This window comes from Aeromonas eucrenophila (genome assembly GCF_000819865.1).
GTDB lineage: Bacteria > Pseudomonadota > Gammaproteobacteria > Enterobacterales > Aeromonadaceae > Aeromonas > Aeromonas eucrenophila.
In genome coordinates this window covers 185050-202294 of record NZ_CDDF01000005.1, presented here as the reverse complement: position 1 = coordinate 202294, position 17245 = coordinate 185050, and the positions used below count along the sequence as shown (strand labels likewise).

Below are 17245 nucleotides of genomic sequence, written 5' to 3'. Positions count from 1 at the left end.
ACAAAAAAGGGATGCCTGAGCATCCCTTCTGCATTTATGTACCGCCTCTTAGAAGGAGGTACGGCGATAGCGCCGGTATTCCGGCCGCCAGAAGTTCGCCTCTATGGCCTGGTCTATAACCTCGTCCGGCGTCTGCACCGCCTTGCCCTGCAACATGGCGGTCTTGGCCACCATCTTGGCGATGTAGCGGGAGACCTGATGGATGTCCGCCAGATCCGGCAGCAGAGAGCCCTCCTCTCCCTTCACCAGCGGCGAACACTCGGCGAGCGCCCGGCTGGCCGACATCAGCATGGCGTCGGTCACCCGGGTCGCGCCGGAGGCGATGACGCCGAGGCCGATGCCCGGGAAGATGAAGGAGTTGTTGCACTGGGCGATGACGTAGCGCTTGCCCTTGTGCTCCACCGGTGCGAACGGGCTGCCGGTCGCCACCAGCACCTGGCCATCGGTCCAGCGAATGAGATCCGCCGGGGTGGCTTCCACCCGGGAGGTGGGGTTGGAGAGCGGGAAGATGATGGGACGGGCACAGTGCTTGTGCATGGTCTTGACCACCTCTTCGGTGAACAGACCCGGCTGACCGGACACCCCGATCAGGATATCCGGACGACCATGCTCCATCACCTCCAGCAGGGAGATGTTGTCCCCCACCGGCCAGTCGGCGATCCGCTCCACCGGTTGGGAGAGCTTGCGCTGGAACGGCAGCTGGTTCGGGATCTTGTCGGTGATGAGGCCAAACCTGTCCACCATGAACACCCGACCACGGGCCTCGGCGTCCGTCAGCCCTTCGGCCTTCATCTGCGCCACTATCTGCTCGGCGATGCCGCAGCCCGCGCTGCCAGCGCCGAGGAAGGCGACCCGCTTCTCGGAGAGCTTGGCGCCGGAGGCCTTGCAGGCGGCGATCAGGCTGCCCAAGGTAACGGCGGCCGTGCCCTGAATGTCATCGTTGAAGCAGCACAGCTCGTTCTTGTAGCGGTTGAGCAGCGGCGTGGCGTTGCCCTGGGCGAAGTCCTCGAACTGCAACAGGATGTCGGGCCAGCGACGCTTGACCGCCTGGATGAAGGCGTCGACGAAGTCGTCGTATTCCTCTCCCGAGATGCGCGGATTGCGCCAGCCCATGTAGAAGGGATCGCTCAGCAACTGCTGGTTGTTGGTGCCCACGTCCAGCACCACCGGCAGGCAGTAGGCGGGGGAGATGCCGCCACAGGCGGTATAGAGCGACAGCTTGCCGATGGGGATGCCCATGCCGCCGATGCCCTGATCGCCCAGACCCAGGATCCGCTCGCCATCGGTCACGACGATGACCTTGACGTTCTGCTTGGTGGCGTTTTGCAGCATGTCATCGATCCTGTCCTTGTCCGGATAGGAGATGAAGAGGCCGCGGGCGCGGCGATAGATGTTGGAGAACTCCTCGCACGCTTTGCCGACGGTCGGGGTGTAGATGACCGGCAGCATCTCGGTCAGGTGATTGGTCAGCAGGCGGTAGAACAGGGTTTCGTTGGTATCCTGGATGTTGCGCAGATAGATGTGTCTGTCCATGTCGTTGCCAAACGCCATGAACTGGCGGTAGGCACGCACGGCCTGCTCTTCGATGGTCTCGATGTTCTGGGGCAACAGGCCTTCCAGGTTGAAGCTGCTGCGCTCCTCGCTGGTGAAGGCGCTGCCCTTGTTGAGCAGGGGCGTCTCCAGCAGGGCCGGGCCGGCGTAGGGGATGTAGAGAGGACGTTTCTGATTATTATCTTCTTCAAACATGGATCTGTACCTTGACTGTGTGGCCCGCCGATCCTATGGGCTTGAGCCATTAATTTCAAAGAGTTTGCACATCCGTTGCAAAAGGTTTGCGACCCAGGCGACGAAAGGCGCCGGGGGTCTGACCAGTGAGGCGACGAAAGCGGTTCGCAAAGTTCGCCCCATCGCTGTAGCCAACCCGGCTGGCAAGTTCGCTCAGGGGCCAGTTGGTGTAGAGCAGCAGCTGACGCGCCTTGTTCATTCGCAGCTGAGTGAGCCAGGCCATGGGGCCCATGCCGAACGCCTGCCGGCAGAGCCGATGCAGGTGCGGCACCGAGCAGGCCATCAGGTCGGCGAGCAGGGCCACGCTCCAGGGCTCGTCCAGGCGCGCCTCCACCCGTCGAAACAGCGCCTGCAACCGTAGCTCCGGGGTACCGCGCGCCTCCCCCTGCAGGGTTCTGTCCAGCAGCGCCAGCAGCAGGCTGAGCAGCTGGGGCTGCAGCGGCGATCTCACCCCCTCCCCCTGCATCAGGCTGAGCAGGTGATAGAGTTGCTCCCCCTCCTCCCCCTGCCAGATGCGGTGGCCGAGCCGGTGCAGATGGCGCCAGCGCGGCACGTCGTCCAGCAGGATCCAGCTGGTCTGCCAGCGCTCCCCGGCGAGGCGCAGGCCACCGGGCACGGCGGCGGGCAAGAACACCAGAGAATTCGCCGGTATGAGCTGTTCCCCCTCGTCGGTGAGCAGGACGCCGCCCTCGTCGTGGCTCACCATCAGGATGTGAAACTCGGGTCTGTTGCGGCGGATCAGGTAATGATCCCGAATGTGGGAGAGACCGGTCAGGAAGATGCCCGCCTCGCCGAGCAGGGGCAGTCCCTCGCGCCCCAGCATCCGCTCATCGCAGCCGGGGGCGATTTCCAAACATTCGCTGGTAAAGCTCATGGCACCTCAACAGGATAGTTTTGCACAATAAAGCCGAGAGTCGCTCACAGTGGGTCAGCCCGGGCTCACGCCTATCATACCCTCGAAATGTGTCATCTTTTACCAACCCGGTTAACAGATATGAATTATTGGCAAGCGATTTTAAAACAAACCACCGACCGCGAGTTCATGACCCGGTTGTGGCGGCTGGCCCTGCCGGTCTCGCTGCAATCCATGATGTTCTCCCTGCTCGGTCTCATCGACATCATGATGGTGAGCCAGCTCGGTACCACTGAGGTGGCGGCGGTCGGCTTGGGTAACCGGGTCTTCTTCTTCAACCTGCTGGTGATAGCAGGGCTCTCGGGCGGGGTCTCGGTCTTGGCGGCGCAATTTTACGGCCGGGGGGATCTGGCCGGGGTGCGCCGCTCCCTGGCGCTGGCGCTGGTGGGCGCCCTGCTGGTGAGCCTGCCCTTTGCGCTCATCTATGTGTTCTCGCCGGGCAGCGTGCTGGGCTTTGCCAGCCAGGATCCTGTGCTACGCCCGCTGGCCGACGAGTTTTTGATGATCACCGGCGCCACCATCCTCTGCACCGCCGTGGTGGTGCCGCTGGAGGCGGCCCTGCGCTCCGTAGGTAACGCCGTGGCGCCGACCCGGATCGGCATCATTGCCATCATCGCCAACGTCATCCTCAACTATGCCCTCATCTTCGGCAACTTCGGCTTCGAGGCCATGGGAGTCGCGGGCTCGGCCTGGGGCACCACCCTGGCCCGCCTGCTGCAGACCGCGCTCTTGCTGCTCTATGTGCTGCGCCAGGAGCCCCGGCTGGTACCGCGCAAGCCGGACTGGCTGGCGGCCTTCAAGCGCAAGGAGGTGGTGCGCTTCACCCTGATCGCCCTGCCGCTGCTGCTGCACGACGGGCTCTGGGCCTTCGGCATGCTGCTGTACGGCTTCCTCTACGCCCATCTCGGCACCGACTCCCTGGCCATCATGACCACGCTCGGGACCCTGGAGAGCATCCTCATCTCTCTGTTCTTCGGGCTGGCGGTGGCCTGCTCCACCCTGCTCGGCCACCGGCTCGGGGCCGAGGAATATGATGCCGCCTGGCAACACTCCCAGCTGTTCCTGCTGCTCGCCCCGATCGGCGCCATGCTGGTGGGGCTGGTGGTCTGGTTGCTGCAGGCCAATCTGTTGCAGTGGGTGGGCAACCTGCCCCCCGAGCTGATGCTGGAGGCGGGTCAGGTGCTCGGCATCATGTGCCTCGGCATGTTGCTCAAGGTGTTCAACATGGTGGGCATCATAGGGGTGCTGCGCTCCGGCGGCGATGTGAACTACAGCATCTTCATCGACATCGTCGGCATGTGGTGCATCGGCCTGCCGCTCGCCTGGGCCGCGGTCAGCCTGCTCGGCTGGCCCCTCTCCTGGGTGGTGGCGGTGGTGCTGCTGGAGGAGCTGTGCAAGGTGCTGCTGGTGCAGCGCCGCATTCGCCAACGCCGCTGGCTCAAAAATCTGGTGATGGGCTGATGGGATGGGGCAAAAAACGGGGTCATATCAATGACAGAAAATCCCCCTTTGCAGTATGCTTGGCCCCTCTTCAATCAGCGACGGGGGCACCCCTGTCAGTAGTCGTTTAAGGAGACGAGCATGCAACCAGAAAAAGAGCTGATCACCGAGACTGCCCTGCTGGAGATGGCCAACAAGATCATCAAGGAGCACGAGGACTTCATCCACGGCATGCGCGCCGACGCCGTGGAGCAGAAGGGGGAGATCCTGGTGTTCAAGGGGGAGTACTTCCTCGGTGAAGACGGTACCCCGACCGGCAAGACCATGGCGGTGTTCAACATGTTCAAGCTGCTGGCCCAGCAGCTGTCAGGCAAGTATCGCCTGGCGTAAACGCCAGCACTGCTTGCCAAGATGCCACCCCAGGGTTGGCATCTCTCTTTCTGGCCGCCAGCAGGCAGTTGCGCCGGCATCTGCCCAGGCCACTAGGCGTGGAAGGCTCTACCCAGGTTCTCCAGCCGCGCCGCCAGCGGTGGCAGGCACTGACTGCTGCGAGTCAGGGCACCGATGTTGTCGGCATTGCACTCGGCAATCTGCTGGACGGTTTGCAGGCGATGGCTGATGTCCACCGAGACGCGGGACTGCTCCTGCGTGGTGGCCGCGATCAGCGCGTTGAAGCGGTTGATGTTGGCGATGTCATCCGCCACCACGTGCAGCATCTGCGCGGCAGACTGGCTGGCGGACACGCAGCGCTGCCCCCCCTCGCGGCTGTCGTGCATGGCGCTGGCGGCCTGCCGGCTGCCTTGTTGAAGCCGCTCGATGATCTGCTGGATCTCGCTGGTCGAGACCGAAGTCTTCTGGGACAGATTGCGCACCTCCTCGGCCACCACCGCAAAGCCCCGTCCCTGCTCACCCGCCCGCGCCGCTTCTATGGCTGCGTTGAGCGCCAGCAGGTTGGTCTGCTGGGCGATGTCGTGGATCACCTCCAGTACCCTGCCAATCTGCTCGGTCTGATCGACCACCGACTGCACCGTCCGATCGGTAACATCGATGCTGCTCGCCAGCGCCAGTATGTCCTCCCGGGTCTGATCCACAGTCACCCGCCCCTTGCCCACCTGATCACTGGCCTCACCGGCACACTGCAGGGTGTGGTCAACATGCCCGGCGATCTCCCCCATGGCCGTGAGCATCAACCCCATGGCGCCGCTCATCCGGGACACCTCGTCCAGCTGGTGCTGGGCGCCGTCCTCCAGGGTATGCCCCGCCCGGAAGAGTTCATGACTCAGCTCCCCCAGGCTGCGGCTATCCCGTGCCACACCGTCCACCAGATTGGACACCTGCTCGAGGAAGTGATCGAAGCGCTGCCCGGAAGAGAGCTTGATGCCCGTTGCCTGCGCGTCCGGGCTAGCGCCCTGATTGAGCTGGTTGGCCGCCACCAGCACCTTGTTCAACACCTCCTGATTCTCGGTGGCATCGGCCAGGCTGAGCCGCGCCAGATAGATGAGGATCACGCTCTCCACCACCACATAAAACGCGTGCAGGAAGATCATTCCCCAACCGCCATGGAACTGCATCACATAGACCGGAAAACCGGCGTGTTGCAGCACATGAAACAACACGTGATGCACCGCGATCACCGCCGCCGCGACCACGATAGGCAACCAGTCGCGGTAGAAGGTCAGCACCGCCAGCAACACGAAGATGCCGAAGTGGATCTCGATGACCCCCCGAGCCTGGTTGATGTGCAGCGCCGCCATCACCATCAGCCCCACCCCGATGAGGCAACGCATCCATCGAGTGCCCGCCAGCACCCGGTAGAGCGCCGTCAACAGCGCGCAGACCGAGCCGCCCACCAGCGCAGTTTGCAGCCAGGTGTCGTGCCAAAATGCTAATCCAGCCGAACAAAATAGTGTAAACCAAAGCAAACCCAGCATGATGCGATCACCATTACGGTAATGAGTGCTGAAGTGGACGGCTGATATCATTCATGTTCCCCTTGAAAGCCAGAAGTCTCATCCTTGTGGCGCTGACCGGCGCCATGCCGGCCATCGCAGACAACACAGTGCCAACCCGAGCTGGAAACTGTTGAGTTACACAATAGCAGCCAATTATCCGCCCCCTCATCATTCGCATCGGCGTCATCGGGCTTTGGCTAGTCGACCGGGCGAGTCAGCGGACGCAACGCCAAGGCCAAGGGATCCATTCAAGAACAAACATTGAGGAGGAGATAAATAGCAGGGGAGAAAAAGATGGGGACTATTCGAGGGGAGCTTGGTGCTCACCTAGGCTCGGGTACTGACGCCAGATGCCGTTCAATGGTCAAGGGCAGGCCCGACCGCCGGGGATGCCGGTGGCGGCGGACCTGATATCGGGAGGCCGCCCTCAGGCCGCGTTCGTGTCGGCGGGCTTGGGGGGAAGCTCGTTGTCCCCCGCCACGCAGTTGCGCCCCGCCATCTTGGCCAGGTAGAGACACTCGTCGGCCCGATTGAACAGATCCTCTATGCTCTCCCCGCGCCGGGCCAGGGTCAGGCCTATGCTCACCGTCACCTCCAGCAGCTCATCGGAGGTGGGACTCTTCACCAGCCGCGCCTCCACCGCGATGCGCAGCCGCTCGGCGACCCGCTTCGCCTTGTTCATCTCGCCGCAATTGGGCAACAGAACGGCAAACTCTTCACCGCCGTAGCGGCCGAGCACCATGCCGGGCTCCAGCTGCTCCGCCAGGGTCGCCGCCACCTCCTTGAGCACAGCGTCCCCCGCCAGATGGCCGAAGTTATCGTTGATCCGCTTGAAGCGGTCCAGATCCAGCAACAAGACCGCAAAGGGCGCCTGCTTGCGGATCATGGTGACCCTGGCTTTTTCCAGCCGCTTCATCAGCAGGCGGCGGTTCATCATGCCGGTCAGCTCGTCGGTGGTGGACTCCCGATAGAGCTGCAACAACATGTTGAGCTGACCGCACTGCACCCAGGCGCTGGCCACGGTGAAGAGCGCCAGCAGCCAGATCTGGTTGAGGGTCTGCTGGCTCCAGAGCGGCTGATCCTGCATCCACCAGTTACCCGCCAGCATGGTGACCAAGATGCCCCCCGCCAGTTGCAGGCTGAGGGAGAGCGGGATGGGGAAGATGGCAAACAGGCTGATCAGCAGATAGGGGAAAACCAGGTAACCCGCCTGCGGCTCCTGCTCCGCCCCGAAACTCCCCAGGCAGACGAGGGAGAACAGCATCATCACCGTCATCAGGTAGCCGAGCGCCAGCTTCATCCGCTCGCGCTTGAAGTGGATGAGATAGGAGAAGGGGATGAGCGGGGAGAGAGCCAGCAGGCAGAAGACCCGCGCCTTGAGCAGGACGTCAAACTGGGCGCCGGGCAGGGTCAGCCAATCGACCAGCGCCCAGGCGGGGAGGCCTATCATCAGCAGACAGGTCAGCAGCCGCAGCCGCACAGTCATGAAACCCATGCGGGTCAGGGTAAAATCTTCGGAGTGAGCCCGGGCACTCCAAAACTCCGACAGCTTCAGCATCCAGAGTCTCCACATAACAACTGAGGGCTCATTCTACACCGCTACTAGCGGGATGCATCAGCACTCGCCCCATTAATAACGAGAACGGCCTCACACAAACCGGCGGATCATAATCGCCACACGCAAACGTTTCAACCCATCAAGAAATAAACCTGATCCTGCTCAATTAGCACTGGTCAGCCTCATTTCAGCCACTACAATAGCGCCCAATTTTCTCCCCCTCCCCCACAAAATTTGAGGTATCTATGGAACAGGCAGCCGTCGCGCGCGCCCCCGTCGCAGAGGCACATCCCCCGAGGCGACCCCACAGCGAACTGGTCTACGGCATAGAAGAGGTCCCGCCCCTGCCCCAGACCCTGTTCGCCGCCCTGCAGCATATGCTCGCCATGTTTGTCGCCATCATCACCCCGCCCCTCATCATCGCCAATGCCCTCGGCCTCCCCGCCGCCGACACCCGCTATATCGTCTCCATGTCCCTGGTCATGTCCGGCATCGCCTCCTTCATCCAGACCCGCCGCTTCGGCCCGCTCGGCTCAGGTCTGTTGTCGGTGCAGGGCACCAGCTTCAACTTCCTCGGCCCCATCATCGCCTCCGGCCTCGCCCTCAAACAGGCGGCCATGCCCACCGAGGATCTGCTGGGCACCCTGTTCGGCACCATGCTGGTGGCGGCTCTCACAATCGTGGTGATGAGCCGCTTCCTGCACCTGGTCAAACGGATCATCACCCCCCTGGTGACCGGCATAGTGGTGCTGCTGATCGGCCTGACCCTGATCAAGGTCGGCCTCATCAGCATGGGGGGCGGCTACGGCGCCCTGGCCGATGGCAGCTTCGCCAGCCACAGCAACCTCTTCCTCTCCCTGCTGGTGCTTGGCCTCATCGTCTTGCTGCAGCGCAGCCGCAACCCCTGGCTGCGCCTCTCCGCCATCATGCTCGCCATGCTGGTGGGCTATGGCGCCGCCCTGCTGCTGGGCAAGGTGAGCGCACCGACCTTCGAGGGCCCGCTGGTGATGGTGCCCATCCCGCTGCACTACGGTCTCGGCTTCGACTGGCAGCTGTTCGTGCCGCTCGCCATCATCTTCGTGGTGACGGCGCTGGAAGCCATCGGCGACATGACCGCCACCTCGGACATCTCGGGCGAGCCGCTGGACGGCCCCGTCTACATGGCGCGGATCAAGGGGGGCGTGCTGGCCGACGGCGTCAACTCCATGCTGGCGGCGGTCTTCTCCACCTTCCCCATGTCCACCTTCGCCCAGAACAACGGCGTCATTCAGCTGACCGGGGTGGCCAGCCGCCACGTCGGCCTCTTCATCGCCGCCATGCTGGCCCTGCTCGGCCTGTTCCCGGCGGTGGCGAGCCTGGTACAGCAGATACCCGAACCCGTGCTCGGCGGCGCTACTATCGTCATGTTCGGCACAATCGCCGCCGCCGGGGTGCGCATCATCTCCCGCGAGGAGCTCGACCGCCGCGCCCTGATGATCTTGGCGGTGTCGCTCGCCATGGGGCTGGGGGTTGCCCAGGTGCCCGAGGTGCTGCAACACCTGCCGGAGCTCGCCAGGAGCGTGCTCTCCTACGGCGTCGCCACCGGCGGCCTCACCGCCATCATCATGAACCTGCTGCTGCCGAGGCGCAGCCAGGCCCACGACTAACCTGCCCAACCAAAGCCCCGCCGTGCGGGGCTTTACCTCGCCTCCTGCCGCGGGTACTGTGCTTGGCAGCCTCTGCCCAAGGATGCCCTCATGCCCTATCGCCTGCTTTCCTCCCCCTCAGACACGCCCGACCAGATATTGGCCCACGAACAGCAGTGGCTGCGAGAGTGCGCCCGCGACGGCCTGGCCCGCGCCCACCTCTGGCAGGCGCCCCAATGCCTCATCGTCACCCGCAAGGACATACGGCTGCCCCGCTATAGAGAAGCCTGCGAGCAACTCGCCAGCGAGGGTTGGCCCGTGTTTGTGCGCGACAGCGGCGGCACCGCCGTGCCCCACGGCGCCGGCATCCTCAACCTGTCGCTCTTCTTGCCCCGCACCACCACGGATCTCGCCCACTATTACCGGCTGCTGGGGGCGCCGCTGCTGGCCCTGCTCGGGGAGCATGGCCTGGAGGGCAATTACGACTTCGTGCCCGGCTCCTTCTGCGACGGCCAGTACAATCTGGTGATCGGGGGCCGCAAGGTAACCGGCACCGCCCAACGCTGGCTGGCGCCGGGCCAGGATCATCGGGGCGCCGTGCTGGCTCAGGCCATGCTGCTGGTAGGGGGCGATGTGGATGAAGGCACCCGGATGGCGAGCCGTTTCTACGAGCTGGCGGGCGGGGAGCTGCGCTTCCTGCCCGGCACCTCCACCACGCTTGCGCACTGCATTGGCTGGCAGGAGAGCGATGAAAGGCTGGTAAATAAGGTGCGAGCGCGGCTGGAGAGCCTGCTGACCGAGGAGCAGCTCCCCTGACCCTCTTAAGAGAAGACCCCCTCCCTGCTGCCGTTTATGCGAATGGCCCATAAAAAAGCCACGACCCGGGTCGTGGCTTTGCTTTTTAGGATGGTACGAACACGGATTCAGGCCGCCTGTGGCTCCGGCTCTGCCTCATTATCCAGATCCCGGCTGAAGTAGGCCCGGGTCTCGGCGATCACCACGTGGCGCAAGCCGATCAGGCCGATGAGGTTCGGCACCGCCATCAGGCCGTTGACGATGTCCGCCAAGAGCCAGATCAGGTCCAGATGGAGGAAGGCACCGCTCGCCACCAGCGCCAGATAGAGGAAACGGTAAGGCTTGATGGCCTTGACCCCGAACAGGTACTCGGTGCAGCGCTCACCGTAATAGTTCCAGCCGAGGATGGTGGTGAAGGCGAAGAACAGCAGCCCTATGCTCACCAGATACTGGCCGATGTGAGCATCCAGCCCCTGGGCGAAGGCCTGGCTGGTCATGGCGGCGCCGCTGAGATCCCCGCTCCAGACGCCGGTCACCACCAGGGTCAGGCCGGTCATGGTGCAGATGATGATGGTATCGATGAAAGTGCCCGTCATGGAGACCAGCCCCTGCTCCACGCAGGAGTTCGTCTTGGCCGCCGCCGCTGCTATGGGGGCCGACCCTAAGCCCGACTCGTTGGAGAAGACCCCCCGCGCCACCCCGGACTGGATCGCCAGCATGATGCCGGCACCGACGAAGCCGCCGGTGGCCGCGTGGCCGGTGAAGGCACTGTTGATCACCAGCAGCACCGCCTCCGGCAGGGCGCCGGCGTTGTTCACCAGTACCCCGGCGCAGGCCAGGATGTAGAAGATGGCCATGAAGGGCACCACCTTGCTCGACACGCTGGAGATGGACTTGATGCCCCCCAGGGTCACCAGCGCCACTATCAGGGTCAGCACCACGGCGGTCGCCTCGCGGGGCACCGCGAAGGAGAGGCTCATGGCATCGGAGATGGCGTTGACTTGGGGGAAGGTGCCGATGCCGAAGCAGGCGACGCCGATGCCAAACAGGGCGAACAGCTTGGCGAGCACTTTGGAGCCGAGCCCCTTCTCGAGGTAATACATGGGGCCACCGGCCATCTGGCCGTTGGCATCCTGCTGGCGATACTTGACCGCCAACAGGCACTCCGCGTACTTGGTGGCCATGCCGAACAGGGCCGCCATCCACATCCAGAACAGGGCGCCAGGGCCGCCGAGCTTGATGGCGGTGGCAACCCCGACGATGTTGCCGGTGCCTATGGTGGCGGAGAGCGCGGTGCAGAGCGCGCCGAAGCTGGAGACATCCCCCTGCTTGCCCTGGCCCTGATCGCGACCAAAGACCAGCTTGAGGGCGAGCGGCAAACGCACGACCTGAAGCAGACCCAGACGCAGGGTGAGATAGAAGCCGGTCCCGACCAGCAGGAGCAGCAGGGGTGGACCCCAGATAAAGCTATCGATGGCGGTTAACGCCGATTGAATTGATGACATGCATCCTCCTTAAAAAACAACGATTAAGGAGGAGAAGGATGATCTTCCCATAGGTGTCGCGATCCCCAAAGGCGATCGGATGCGGGCCAAGAACTTGTTCACACTCTTACTGCGAGGCCGTGATCAAGGCTCATGTGCTGCTCGGAATCCTCATGTATTCATATACACTCCGGTTCCTGCGCTGCTCTTTACCTTGCTGACGACCTCTCGTGACAGCTCGTGAACAGTTCTAAGCTCAGGTACAACCATCCCATCCCCTCTGTCCTTTTGCCTGAGAGTTTCCGACGCCAGCCTGCGATGCAGTCATGGTGCCTTGCTCCTTCGGCGCCCGATTTAACGGGTCTCTCCAGAGTATCGTCCAGTAGCAGTCCACACCGGTTGCCCGGTACCTGAAAGATTCACTTCTTCGGTGGATGGTCCCCCATCGCTCTCCTGCTACCTTCATCCGAACTAGTTTGGATTAGGAAGCGGGCATATTAATCAAAAAACTGTGAGCTGTCTCGCACTCACCCCCTGGGTGCGCGCACTTTTTTCCGTCCAGACCCTTTCCTGACAAAATGTTAAATGTTCGTTATGCGTCAATGAGTTAGAGCACCTTTCCCGGCGCACTCCAATCGGGGCCCCGATGGCGGCTTTTATATCGACAGCACCTTTCGTCTCGACCAGAAAAACTTGCTAACATATCCAATCAAAATGCTTGCACAGAAACGCAATAAGAAGATAATTCCGCGCATAACTAAGCACTTTGCACCTAAGTTATGCACTGTGTCTGGTTGGTCCCTCCGGACCACTCGCCTGAGCCGGCCGTCGCCGGTTCAATCGCATATGGCTTGGGCCTATCACGCCCCCTAAGGATCTTCAAAAGAGAATGAACGAGACTCTGGTCGCACAAGATTACCGTCAGTTGGTTGAACAATTTGGCTCTCCCCTGCTGCTGCTCGACAAGGCAGCCGTCCGCAAACAGTACCGGGCCCTGGCAGCCGCCCTGCCCGATGTGCGCTTGCACTATGCACTCAAGCCCCTGCCCCACGAAGCGGTGGTCTCTGTATTGAAGGAAGAGGGGGCCTGTTTCGATCTGGCCACCAATGGCGAAGTGGATCTGGTGCGCAGCCAAGGGGTTCGCCCGGGCCGTTGCATTCACACCCATCCCATCAAACGCGACAGCGACATCCGTTATGCGCTGGAATTCGGTTGCACCGTGTTCGTCTATGACAACCCGCTGGAGCTGGAGAAGTTCATTCCCTACAAGGACGAGGTGAAGCTGCTGCTGCGCGTCAGCTTCCCGAACCCGGAGACCAAGGTCGATCTCTCCAAGAAGTTCGGCTGCACCCCGGAGCAGGCACTGCCGCTGCTGCAACTGGCCCAGGCCAAGGGCATCAAGGTGATGGGGCTGTCGTTCCATGTCGGCTCCCAGGTGCCTCACTCCCGTCGCCACGTGCAGGCCATCGACGCCTGCCGCGAGATCATGGAGCAGGCCTGGGATCTCGGCCTCAAGCCCTGGGTGCTGGACATCGGCGGCGGTTTCCCGGTGGATTATGAGGGCGGCGAGTTCGACATCGACGGTTTCTGCGCCCCGATCCGCGCGGCGCTGGCCAAGCTGCCCGCCACCGTGCAAAAGATCGCCGAGCCGGGCCGCTTCATCAGCGCGCCGGCCATGACCTCGGTGGCCAGCGTGATGGGCAAGGCCCACCGCGGCGACAAGATCTGGTACTACCTGGATGACGGTCTCTACGGCAGCTACAACGGCCAACTCTACGACCACGTCACCTACCCGGTGAGCACCCCCTATGCCCACGGCGAGCTGCACAATGCGGTGCTCTCCGGCCCCACCTGCGACAGCGTGGACGTGATCCGGGACGGCATCATGCTGCCGGATCTCGCCATCGGCGAGCTGGTGGTGGGTCGGGTGATGGGAGCCTACACTTGGGCGTCCGCCTCCACCTTCAACTTCTTCCCCAAGGCGAGCATCCTCATCCTGGACAGCGCCCAGAAGCAGAAACTGGTGGCGGTGGCCTAACATCGAGTGCGCCAATAAAAAGGGGGAAGCCGATGCTTCCCCCTTTTTCATGTCAATCTGCTGGTCGATAAGGTCGGTGACCCTCTCTGAATAGTGACCAAATCAGCCTTATTTCACAGCACAAACAACCATTAATAAAATAATTTTCAGATAAATTGACTACCCAGCAACCAGGAAGTGTAAGCCACGAAGATGGCGAGCAGCAGTCCCCCTTCCCAGCGATTGATCCGGCCCTGCCCCTTGCGGCCCAAGCACATCACCAGCAGCAACAGGGTCAGCCCCATCATCACCGACCAGTCGCGGGAGAGCACCATGGAGTCCACCTCCAGCGGCGCTATGCCGGCAGCGATCCCGACCACCGCCAATGTGTTGAACAGGTTGGAGCCGAGCACGTTGCCGAGGGCCAGATCGTGCTCCTTCTTGCGAATGGCGATGAGAGAGGAGGCGAGCTCCGGCAATGAGGTGCCCACCGCCACGATCGTCAGGCCAATCACCAGATCGCTGATGCCGAGCGCCTGGGCTATGGTGACGGCGCCCCACACCAGCAGGCGGGAGGCCAGCACCAGCAGCACCAGACCGACCACCAGCCAGATCAGCGCCCGCTTGCGTGACATGCCCTCGCTGCTGATGTCGTCGTCGGTGTCCGCGTCGAGCGCATCCCCCTTGCCGCGCATGCCGGCCCAGATGGACCAGCCCATCAGCCCGAGGAACACGACCCCCAGGATCAGGGCGTCCGTGCCGCCCAGATGACCATCGATCAGCAGGGCGCCAGAGAGCAGGGTGATGCCGAGCAGTATGGGGATCTCCTTGCGCACCACCTGGGAGGAGACGGCGATGGGGCTGATCAGGGCCGTCAGGCCGAGAATAAGGGCGATATTGGTGATGTTGGAGCCGTAGGCATTGCCGAGCGCCAGACCGGGGTTGCCCTGGGCGGCTGCCAGTGCAGAGACCACCATCTCGGGGGCCGAGGTGCCAAAGCCGATGATCACCATGCCGATGAGCAAGGGTGGCATGCCGGCGTAACGGGCGGTCGCGGCGGCGCCATCCACAAATTTATCCGCACTCCAGACCAGCAGCGCCAGTCCGGCAATCAGGGCAACAAAAGCCAGGGTCATAATCGTCTATCCCATCCACTCAAACACGAGAGCCAGGCGCTGTGCCTGGCTCCACCCAAAAGCGGGCTCAGTGTAGCGGGCCGCCTTGCTATTTCAAGATGAAATCAAACAATGATTAACATTTTATAGCGCCGCCAGCAGACTCTGGGCATCGGATACCTCGAACTTGCCGGGGGCCTCCACGAACAGCTGCTGCACCACCCCATCCCGGGCTATCAGGGCGAAACGCTGGGCGCGCAGGCCGCCGAAGGCCCCGGTCTCCTTGGCAAGGCCGAGCGCCTGGGTCCAACTGCCGTCCCCATCTGCCAGCATGGTGATGGCCTCGGCATTTTGCGCCTCACGCCACGCCTTCATCACGAAGGAGTCGTTCACCGACAGACAATAGATGGCATCGACCCCCTTGGCCTTGAACTGGTCCGCCAGCACCACGTAGCCGGGCAGATGGGCGTTGGAGCAGGTGGGGGTAAAGGCGCCGGGCACCGCAAACAGCACCACTGTCTTGCCAGCGAACAGGGCCTGGCTGTCCTGGACTTGCTTGCCCTCGGCGGTGATAAAGGTAAATTCGCCCGCGGGCAGGGATTGGCCGACTGTGATCATGATGTCTCGTCCTTAAGTGGATGCAGTGGATGAAAGCAGTCCAGTCTACGCCAACTCCCCAAGGGGCGACACCGGCTCAAGAGTGCCTGCGCGCCAGCTTGGTGACGATGGCCAGCAGGGATATATGGGCCGTAAATCCGATGGTTCGCGACATTATGCACGTTCGGATCGCCGTGCCTGCCAGGTGGCGATGGCGAGCAGGGAGTCCGGGGTAAACTCATCAGCCCGCAACCCTATCTCGGCCAGGCTCATCCAGTGCACGGCGCTCACCTCTTCCGCCTGCAGTTGCAAGGGCCCCTGATAGTGACAGCTGAACAGGCCACCCCAGACCCGATAACCCTTACCATCCAGCGCCCCTTCGGCGTAGAAAGTACCAAAGCTTTGCAGGGGCACATCAAAGATCCCCAGCTCCTCCGCCAGCTCGCGCCGGGCGGAGGGCTCCATCGCCTCACCCTGAGTCACCACGCCACCGGCGCAGGCATCCAGCATGCCGGGGCAGAAGTCCTTGCCGAGGGTGCGGCGCTGCACCAGCACGCGCTCGGCGTCATCGAGCACCAGGATATAGCTGGCACGATGACGCAGGTTCTCCCGCCGTACCTTGGCTCGCTCGGCAACCCCGATCACGCGGTCCTGCTCATCCACTACGTCTACCCACTCCACGCACACTACCCCGTTACAATCCTCGATGAGCAGCAGTATATCGAGGCCAGGGCCCGGCACGGCACTACTTTTTCAACGCATGGGGAGAGGGTTTTCAGTGCCTGGGAGAAGGCCGCGCCAGGGCGAGATGCAACGAACGAATGGATTCATACAACCCTTTATTAAATGTCACATCAGTGTCACGGAAGGGCGGCATAGTGTGCCCTGTCCAAGCAACAGGGTGTTTTGCCATGAAGGTGTTCAAGCAGTTGTCTCCTCGCCAGATTGCCCGCCATATCAAGAGCTTTCATCAGGGAAGCTTCATGGTAGAGGCGCTGGGGCGATTCGAATTTCAGGGTGGGGCCATCGATCTCAAGACTCTGAGCTGCCATCAGGCGCTGCGCCTGGCCCGGCAGATCAATCTGGCGGTGCGGGATCTGCGCACCACCGCCCTGTTGCCGGGCTGACATACTCCGTCTGTAGTCTGCTTCCATGCATGTCTTTGCCCGCCGCTCACCGAGCGAGCGGGCTATTTTCATTGCGCGGGGCCTGCACTCAATGCTGCAGGATCTGGGAGAGGAACAGCTTGGTACGTTCCGACTGGGGATGGTCGAAGAACTGATCCGGCACGTTCTCCTCGATGATCTGGCCGCGGTCCATGAAGATCACCCGATCCGCCACCTGCTTGGCAAAGCCCATCTCGTGGGTGACGCAGAGCATGGTCATCCCCTCATGGGCCAGCTCCACCATGACATCCAGCACCTCGCGCACCATCTCGGGATCCAGCGCCGAGGTCGGCTCGTCAAACAGCATCACCTGCGGGTTCATGCAGAGGCTGCGGGCGATGGCCACCCGCTGCTGCTGACCGCCGGAGAGCTGTCCCGGGTACTTGAGGGCCTGCTCCGGGATCCGGACCCGGCGCAGGAACGTCATGGCGATCTCCTCAGCCTCCTTGCGCGGCAGCTGCTTGACCCAGATGGGGGCCAGGCAGCAGTTTTCCAGCACCGTCAGATGGGGGAAGAGGTTGAAGTGCTGGAACACCATGCCCACCTCCCGGCGCACCATCTCGATGTTCTTGAGATCCGAGGTGAGCGCCGTGCCCTTGACCAGGATGTCGCCACTCTGGTGCTCCTCCAGTCGGTTGATGCAGCGGATCATGGTGGACTTGCCCGAGCCGGAGGGCCCGCAGATGACGATCTTCTCGCCCTTGCCCACCTGCAGGTTGATGTTACGCAGCACATGAAACTCGCCGTACCACTTGTTGACTTCTTTGAGCTCAACGACAGCTTTTGTTGCATCCATTC

At 62.6% G+C, this 17245-nt stretch carries 15 protein-coding genes and 1 riboswitch; of the genes, 6 read left to right on the top strand and 9 right to left on the bottom strand.

Features of this window, described 5'->3' with window-relative positions; genetic code table 11:
* Nucleotides 1-48 precede the first annotated feature (48 nt).
* Complete coding sequence (locus BN1124_RS05005; RefSeq protein WP_042639741.1) at nucleotides 49-1746, bottom strand: NAD-dependent malic enzyme; 1698 nt, start codon at nucleotides 1744-1746, stop codon at nucleotides 49-51.
* Nucleotides 1747-1801: 55 nt separating this feature from the next.
* The gene (locus BN1124_RS05000; RefSeq protein WP_042639739.1) at nucleotides 1802-2659 is read right to left on the bottom strand and encodes a helix-turn-helix transcriptional regulator; all 858 of its coding nucleotides are present in this window, start codon (nucleotides 2657-2659) and stop codon (nucleotides 1802-1804) included.
* A 120-nt stretch (nucleotides 2660-2779) separates the two neighbouring features.
* Between BN1124_RS05000 and BN1124_RS04995 the strand changes: the two genes are divergently transcribed.
* Both BN1124_RS04995 and BN1124_RS04990 read left to right on the top strand, forming a co-directional pair.
* On the top strand, nucleotides 2780-4159 hold the full coding sequence (locus tag BN1124_RS04995; protein WP_042639737.1) for an MATE family efflux transporter: 1380 nt from the start codon (nucleotides 2780-2782) through the stop codon (nucleotides 4157-4159).
* Between the two features lie 120 nt (nucleotides 4160-4279).
* Nucleotides 4280-4528, top strand: coding sequence for a DUF2498 family protein (locus tag BN1124_RS04990; RefSeq protein WP_033128664.1), 249 nt, complete (start codon nucleotides 4280-4282; stop codon nucleotides 4526-4528).
* Nucleotides 4529-4620: 92 nt separating this feature from the next.
* Here the strand turns inward: BN1124_RS04990 and BN1124_RS04985 are convergent, their stop codons facing one another.
* Together BN1124_RS04985 and BN1124_RS04980 are read right to left on the bottom strand one after the other, a co-directional pair.
* Nucleotides 4621-6069: a methyl-accepting chemotaxis protein gene (locus BN1124_RS04985; protein WP_197066165.1), complete on the bottom strand. Its 1449-nt coding sequence runs from the start codon at nucleotides 6067-6069 to the stop codon at nucleotides 4621-4623.
* A 448-nt stretch (nucleotides 6070-6517) separates the two neighbouring features.
* Nucleotides 6518-7648: a GGDEF domain-containing protein gene (locus BN1124_RS04980; protein ID WP_042639733.1), complete on the bottom strand. Its 1131-nt coding sequence runs from the start codon at nucleotides 7646-7648 to the stop codon at nucleotides 6518-6520.
* Nucleotides 7649-7893: 245 nt separating this feature from the next.
* On the opposite strand from BN1124_RS04980, the gene BN1124_RS04975 reads away from it, so the two are divergent.
* On the top strand, nucleotides 7894-9294 hold the full coding sequence (locus tag BN1124_RS04975) for a nucleobase:cation symporter-2 family protein (RefSeq protein WP_042639731.1): 1401 nt from the start codon (nucleotides 7894-7896) through the stop codon (nucleotides 9292-9294).
* A 90-nt stretch (nucleotides 9295-9384) separates the two neighbouring features.
* Nucleotides 9385-10089 carry a lipoyl protein ligase domain-containing protein gene (locus tag BN1124_RS04970; RefSeq protein WP_042639729.1) on the top strand — a complete coding sequence of 235 codons (705 nt, stop codon included), beginning with the start codon at nucleotides 9385-9387 and terminating at the stop codon, nucleotides 10087-10089.
* Nucleotides 10090-10196: 107 nt separating this feature from the next.
* Here BN1124_RS04970 and BN1124_RS04965 read toward each other — a convergent pair whose 3' ends face one another.
* Entirely contained in the window at nucleotides 10197-11573 is a 1377-nt protein-coding gene (locus BN1124_RS04965; RefSeq protein ID WP_042639727.1) for an alanine/glycine:cation symporter family protein, read from the bottom strand.
* Nucleotides 11574-11822: 249 nt separating this feature from the next.
* A riboswitch (glycine riboswitch) is annotated at nucleotides 11823-11933 on the bottom strand.
* 508 nt (nucleotides 11934-12441) lie between these two features.
* Between BN1124_RS04965 and BN1124_RS04960 the strand changes: the two genes are divergently transcribed.
* Nucleotides 12442-13590, top strand: a complete 1149-nt coding sequence (locus tag BN1124_RS04960) for a type III PLP-dependent enzyme (protein ID WP_042639725.1) — start codon at nucleotides 12442-12444, stop codon at nucleotides 13588-13590.
* 146 nt (nucleotides 13591-13736) lie between these two features.
* Here BN1124_RS04960 and BN1124_RS04955 read toward each other — a convergent pair whose 3' ends face one another.
* From BN1124_RS04955 to yfcD, 3 genes are all read right to left on the bottom strand, one after another.
* Nucleotides 13737-14705 carry a calcium/sodium antiporter gene (locus BN1124_RS04955; RefSeq protein WP_042639723.1) on the bottom strand — a complete coding sequence of 323 codons (969 nt, stop codon included), beginning with the start codon at nucleotides 14703-14705 and terminating at the stop codon, nucleotides 13737-13739.
* 123 nt (nucleotides 14706-14828) lie between these two features.
* The gene (locus BN1124_RS04950) at nucleotides 14829-15302 is read right to left on the bottom strand and encodes a peroxiredoxin (RefSeq protein ID WP_042639721.1); all 474 of its coding nucleotides are present in this window, start codon (nucleotides 15300-15302) and stop codon (nucleotides 14829-14831) included.
* A 153-nt stretch (nucleotides 15303-15455) separates the two neighbouring features.
* Nucleotides 15456-15962, bottom strand: coding sequence for an NUDIX hydrolase YfcD (gene yfcD / locus BN1124_RS04945; protein ID WP_082041500.1), 507 nt, complete (start codon nucleotides 15960-15962; stop codon nucleotides 15456-15458).
* 230 nt (nucleotides 15963-16192) lie between these two features.
* Between yfcD and BN1124_RS04940 the strand changes: the two genes are divergently transcribed.
* A complete protein-coding gene (locus BN1124_RS04940) occupies nucleotides 16193-16408 on the top strand; it encodes a DUF1107 family protein (protein WP_042639719.1) in 216 nt (71 codons plus the stop codon).
* Nucleotides 16409-16496: 88 nt separating this feature from the next.
* Here the strand turns inward: BN1124_RS04940 and BN1124_RS04935 are convergent, their stop codons facing one another.
* Complete coding sequence (locus tag BN1124_RS04935; RefSeq protein ID WP_042639717.1) at nucleotides 16497-17243, bottom strand: amino acid ABC transporter ATP-binding protein; 747 nt, start codon at nucleotides 17241-17243, stop codon at nucleotides 16497-16499.
* Nucleotides 17244-17245: the final 2 nt, after the last annotated feature.

Coding starts and splice junctions, on each gene's coding strand:
- BN1124_RS04995 (WP_042639737.1), top strand. CDS start 2,780: ATGAATTATTGGCAAGCGATTTTAAAACAAACCACCGACCGCGAGTTC.
- BN1124_RS04965 (WP_042639727.1), bottom strand. CDS start 11,573: ATGTCATCAATTCAATCGGCGTTAACCGCCATCGATAGCTTTATCTGG.
- BN1124_RS04935 (WP_042639717.1), bottom strand. CDS start 17,243: ATGGATGCAACAAAAGCTGTCGTTGAGCTCAAAGAAGTCAACAAGTGG.
- BN1124_RS04955 (WP_042639723.1), bottom strand. CDS start 14,705: ATGACCCTGGCTTTTGTTGCCCTGATTGCCGGACTGGCGCTGCTGGTC.
- BN1124_RS05000 (WP_042639739.1), bottom strand. CDS start 2,659: ATGAGCTTTACCAGCGAATGTTTGGAAATCGCCCCCGGCTGCGATGAG.
- BN1124_RS04960 (WP_042639725.1), top strand. CDS start 12,442: ATGAACGAGACTCTGGTCGCACAAGATTACCGTCAGTTGGTTGAACAA.
- BN1124_RS04980 (WP_042639733.1), bottom strand. CDS start 7,648: ATGCTGAAGCTGTCGGAGTTTTGGAGTGCCCGGGCTCACTCCGAAGAT.
- BN1124_RS04970 (WP_042639729.1), top strand. CDS start 9,385: ATGCCCTATCGCCTGCTTTCCTCCCCCTCAGACACGCCCGACCAGATA.
- BN1124_RS05005 (WP_042639741.1), bottom strand. CDS start 1,746: ATGTTTGAAGAAGATAATAATCAGAAACGTCCTCTCTACATCCCCTAC.
- BN1124_RS04985 (WP_197066165.1), bottom strand. CDS start 6,069: ATGCTGGGTTTGCTTTGGTTTACACTATTTTGTTCGGCTGGATTAGCA.
- BN1124_RS04940 (WP_042639719.1), top strand. CDS start 16,193: ATGAAGGTGTTCAAGCAGTTGTCTCCTCGCCAGATTGCCCGCCATATC.
- BN1124_RS04975 (WP_042639731.1), top strand. CDS start 7,894: ATGGAACAGGCAGCCGTCGCGCGCGCCCCCGTCGCAGAGGCACATCCC.
- BN1124_RS04950 (WP_042639721.1), bottom strand. CDS start 15,302: ATGATCACAGTCGGCCAATCCCTGCCCGCGGGCGAATTTACCTTTATC.
- BN1124_RS04990 (WP_033128664.1), top strand. CDS start 4,280: ATGCAACCAGAAAAAGAGCTGATCACCGAGACTGCCCTGCTGGAGATG.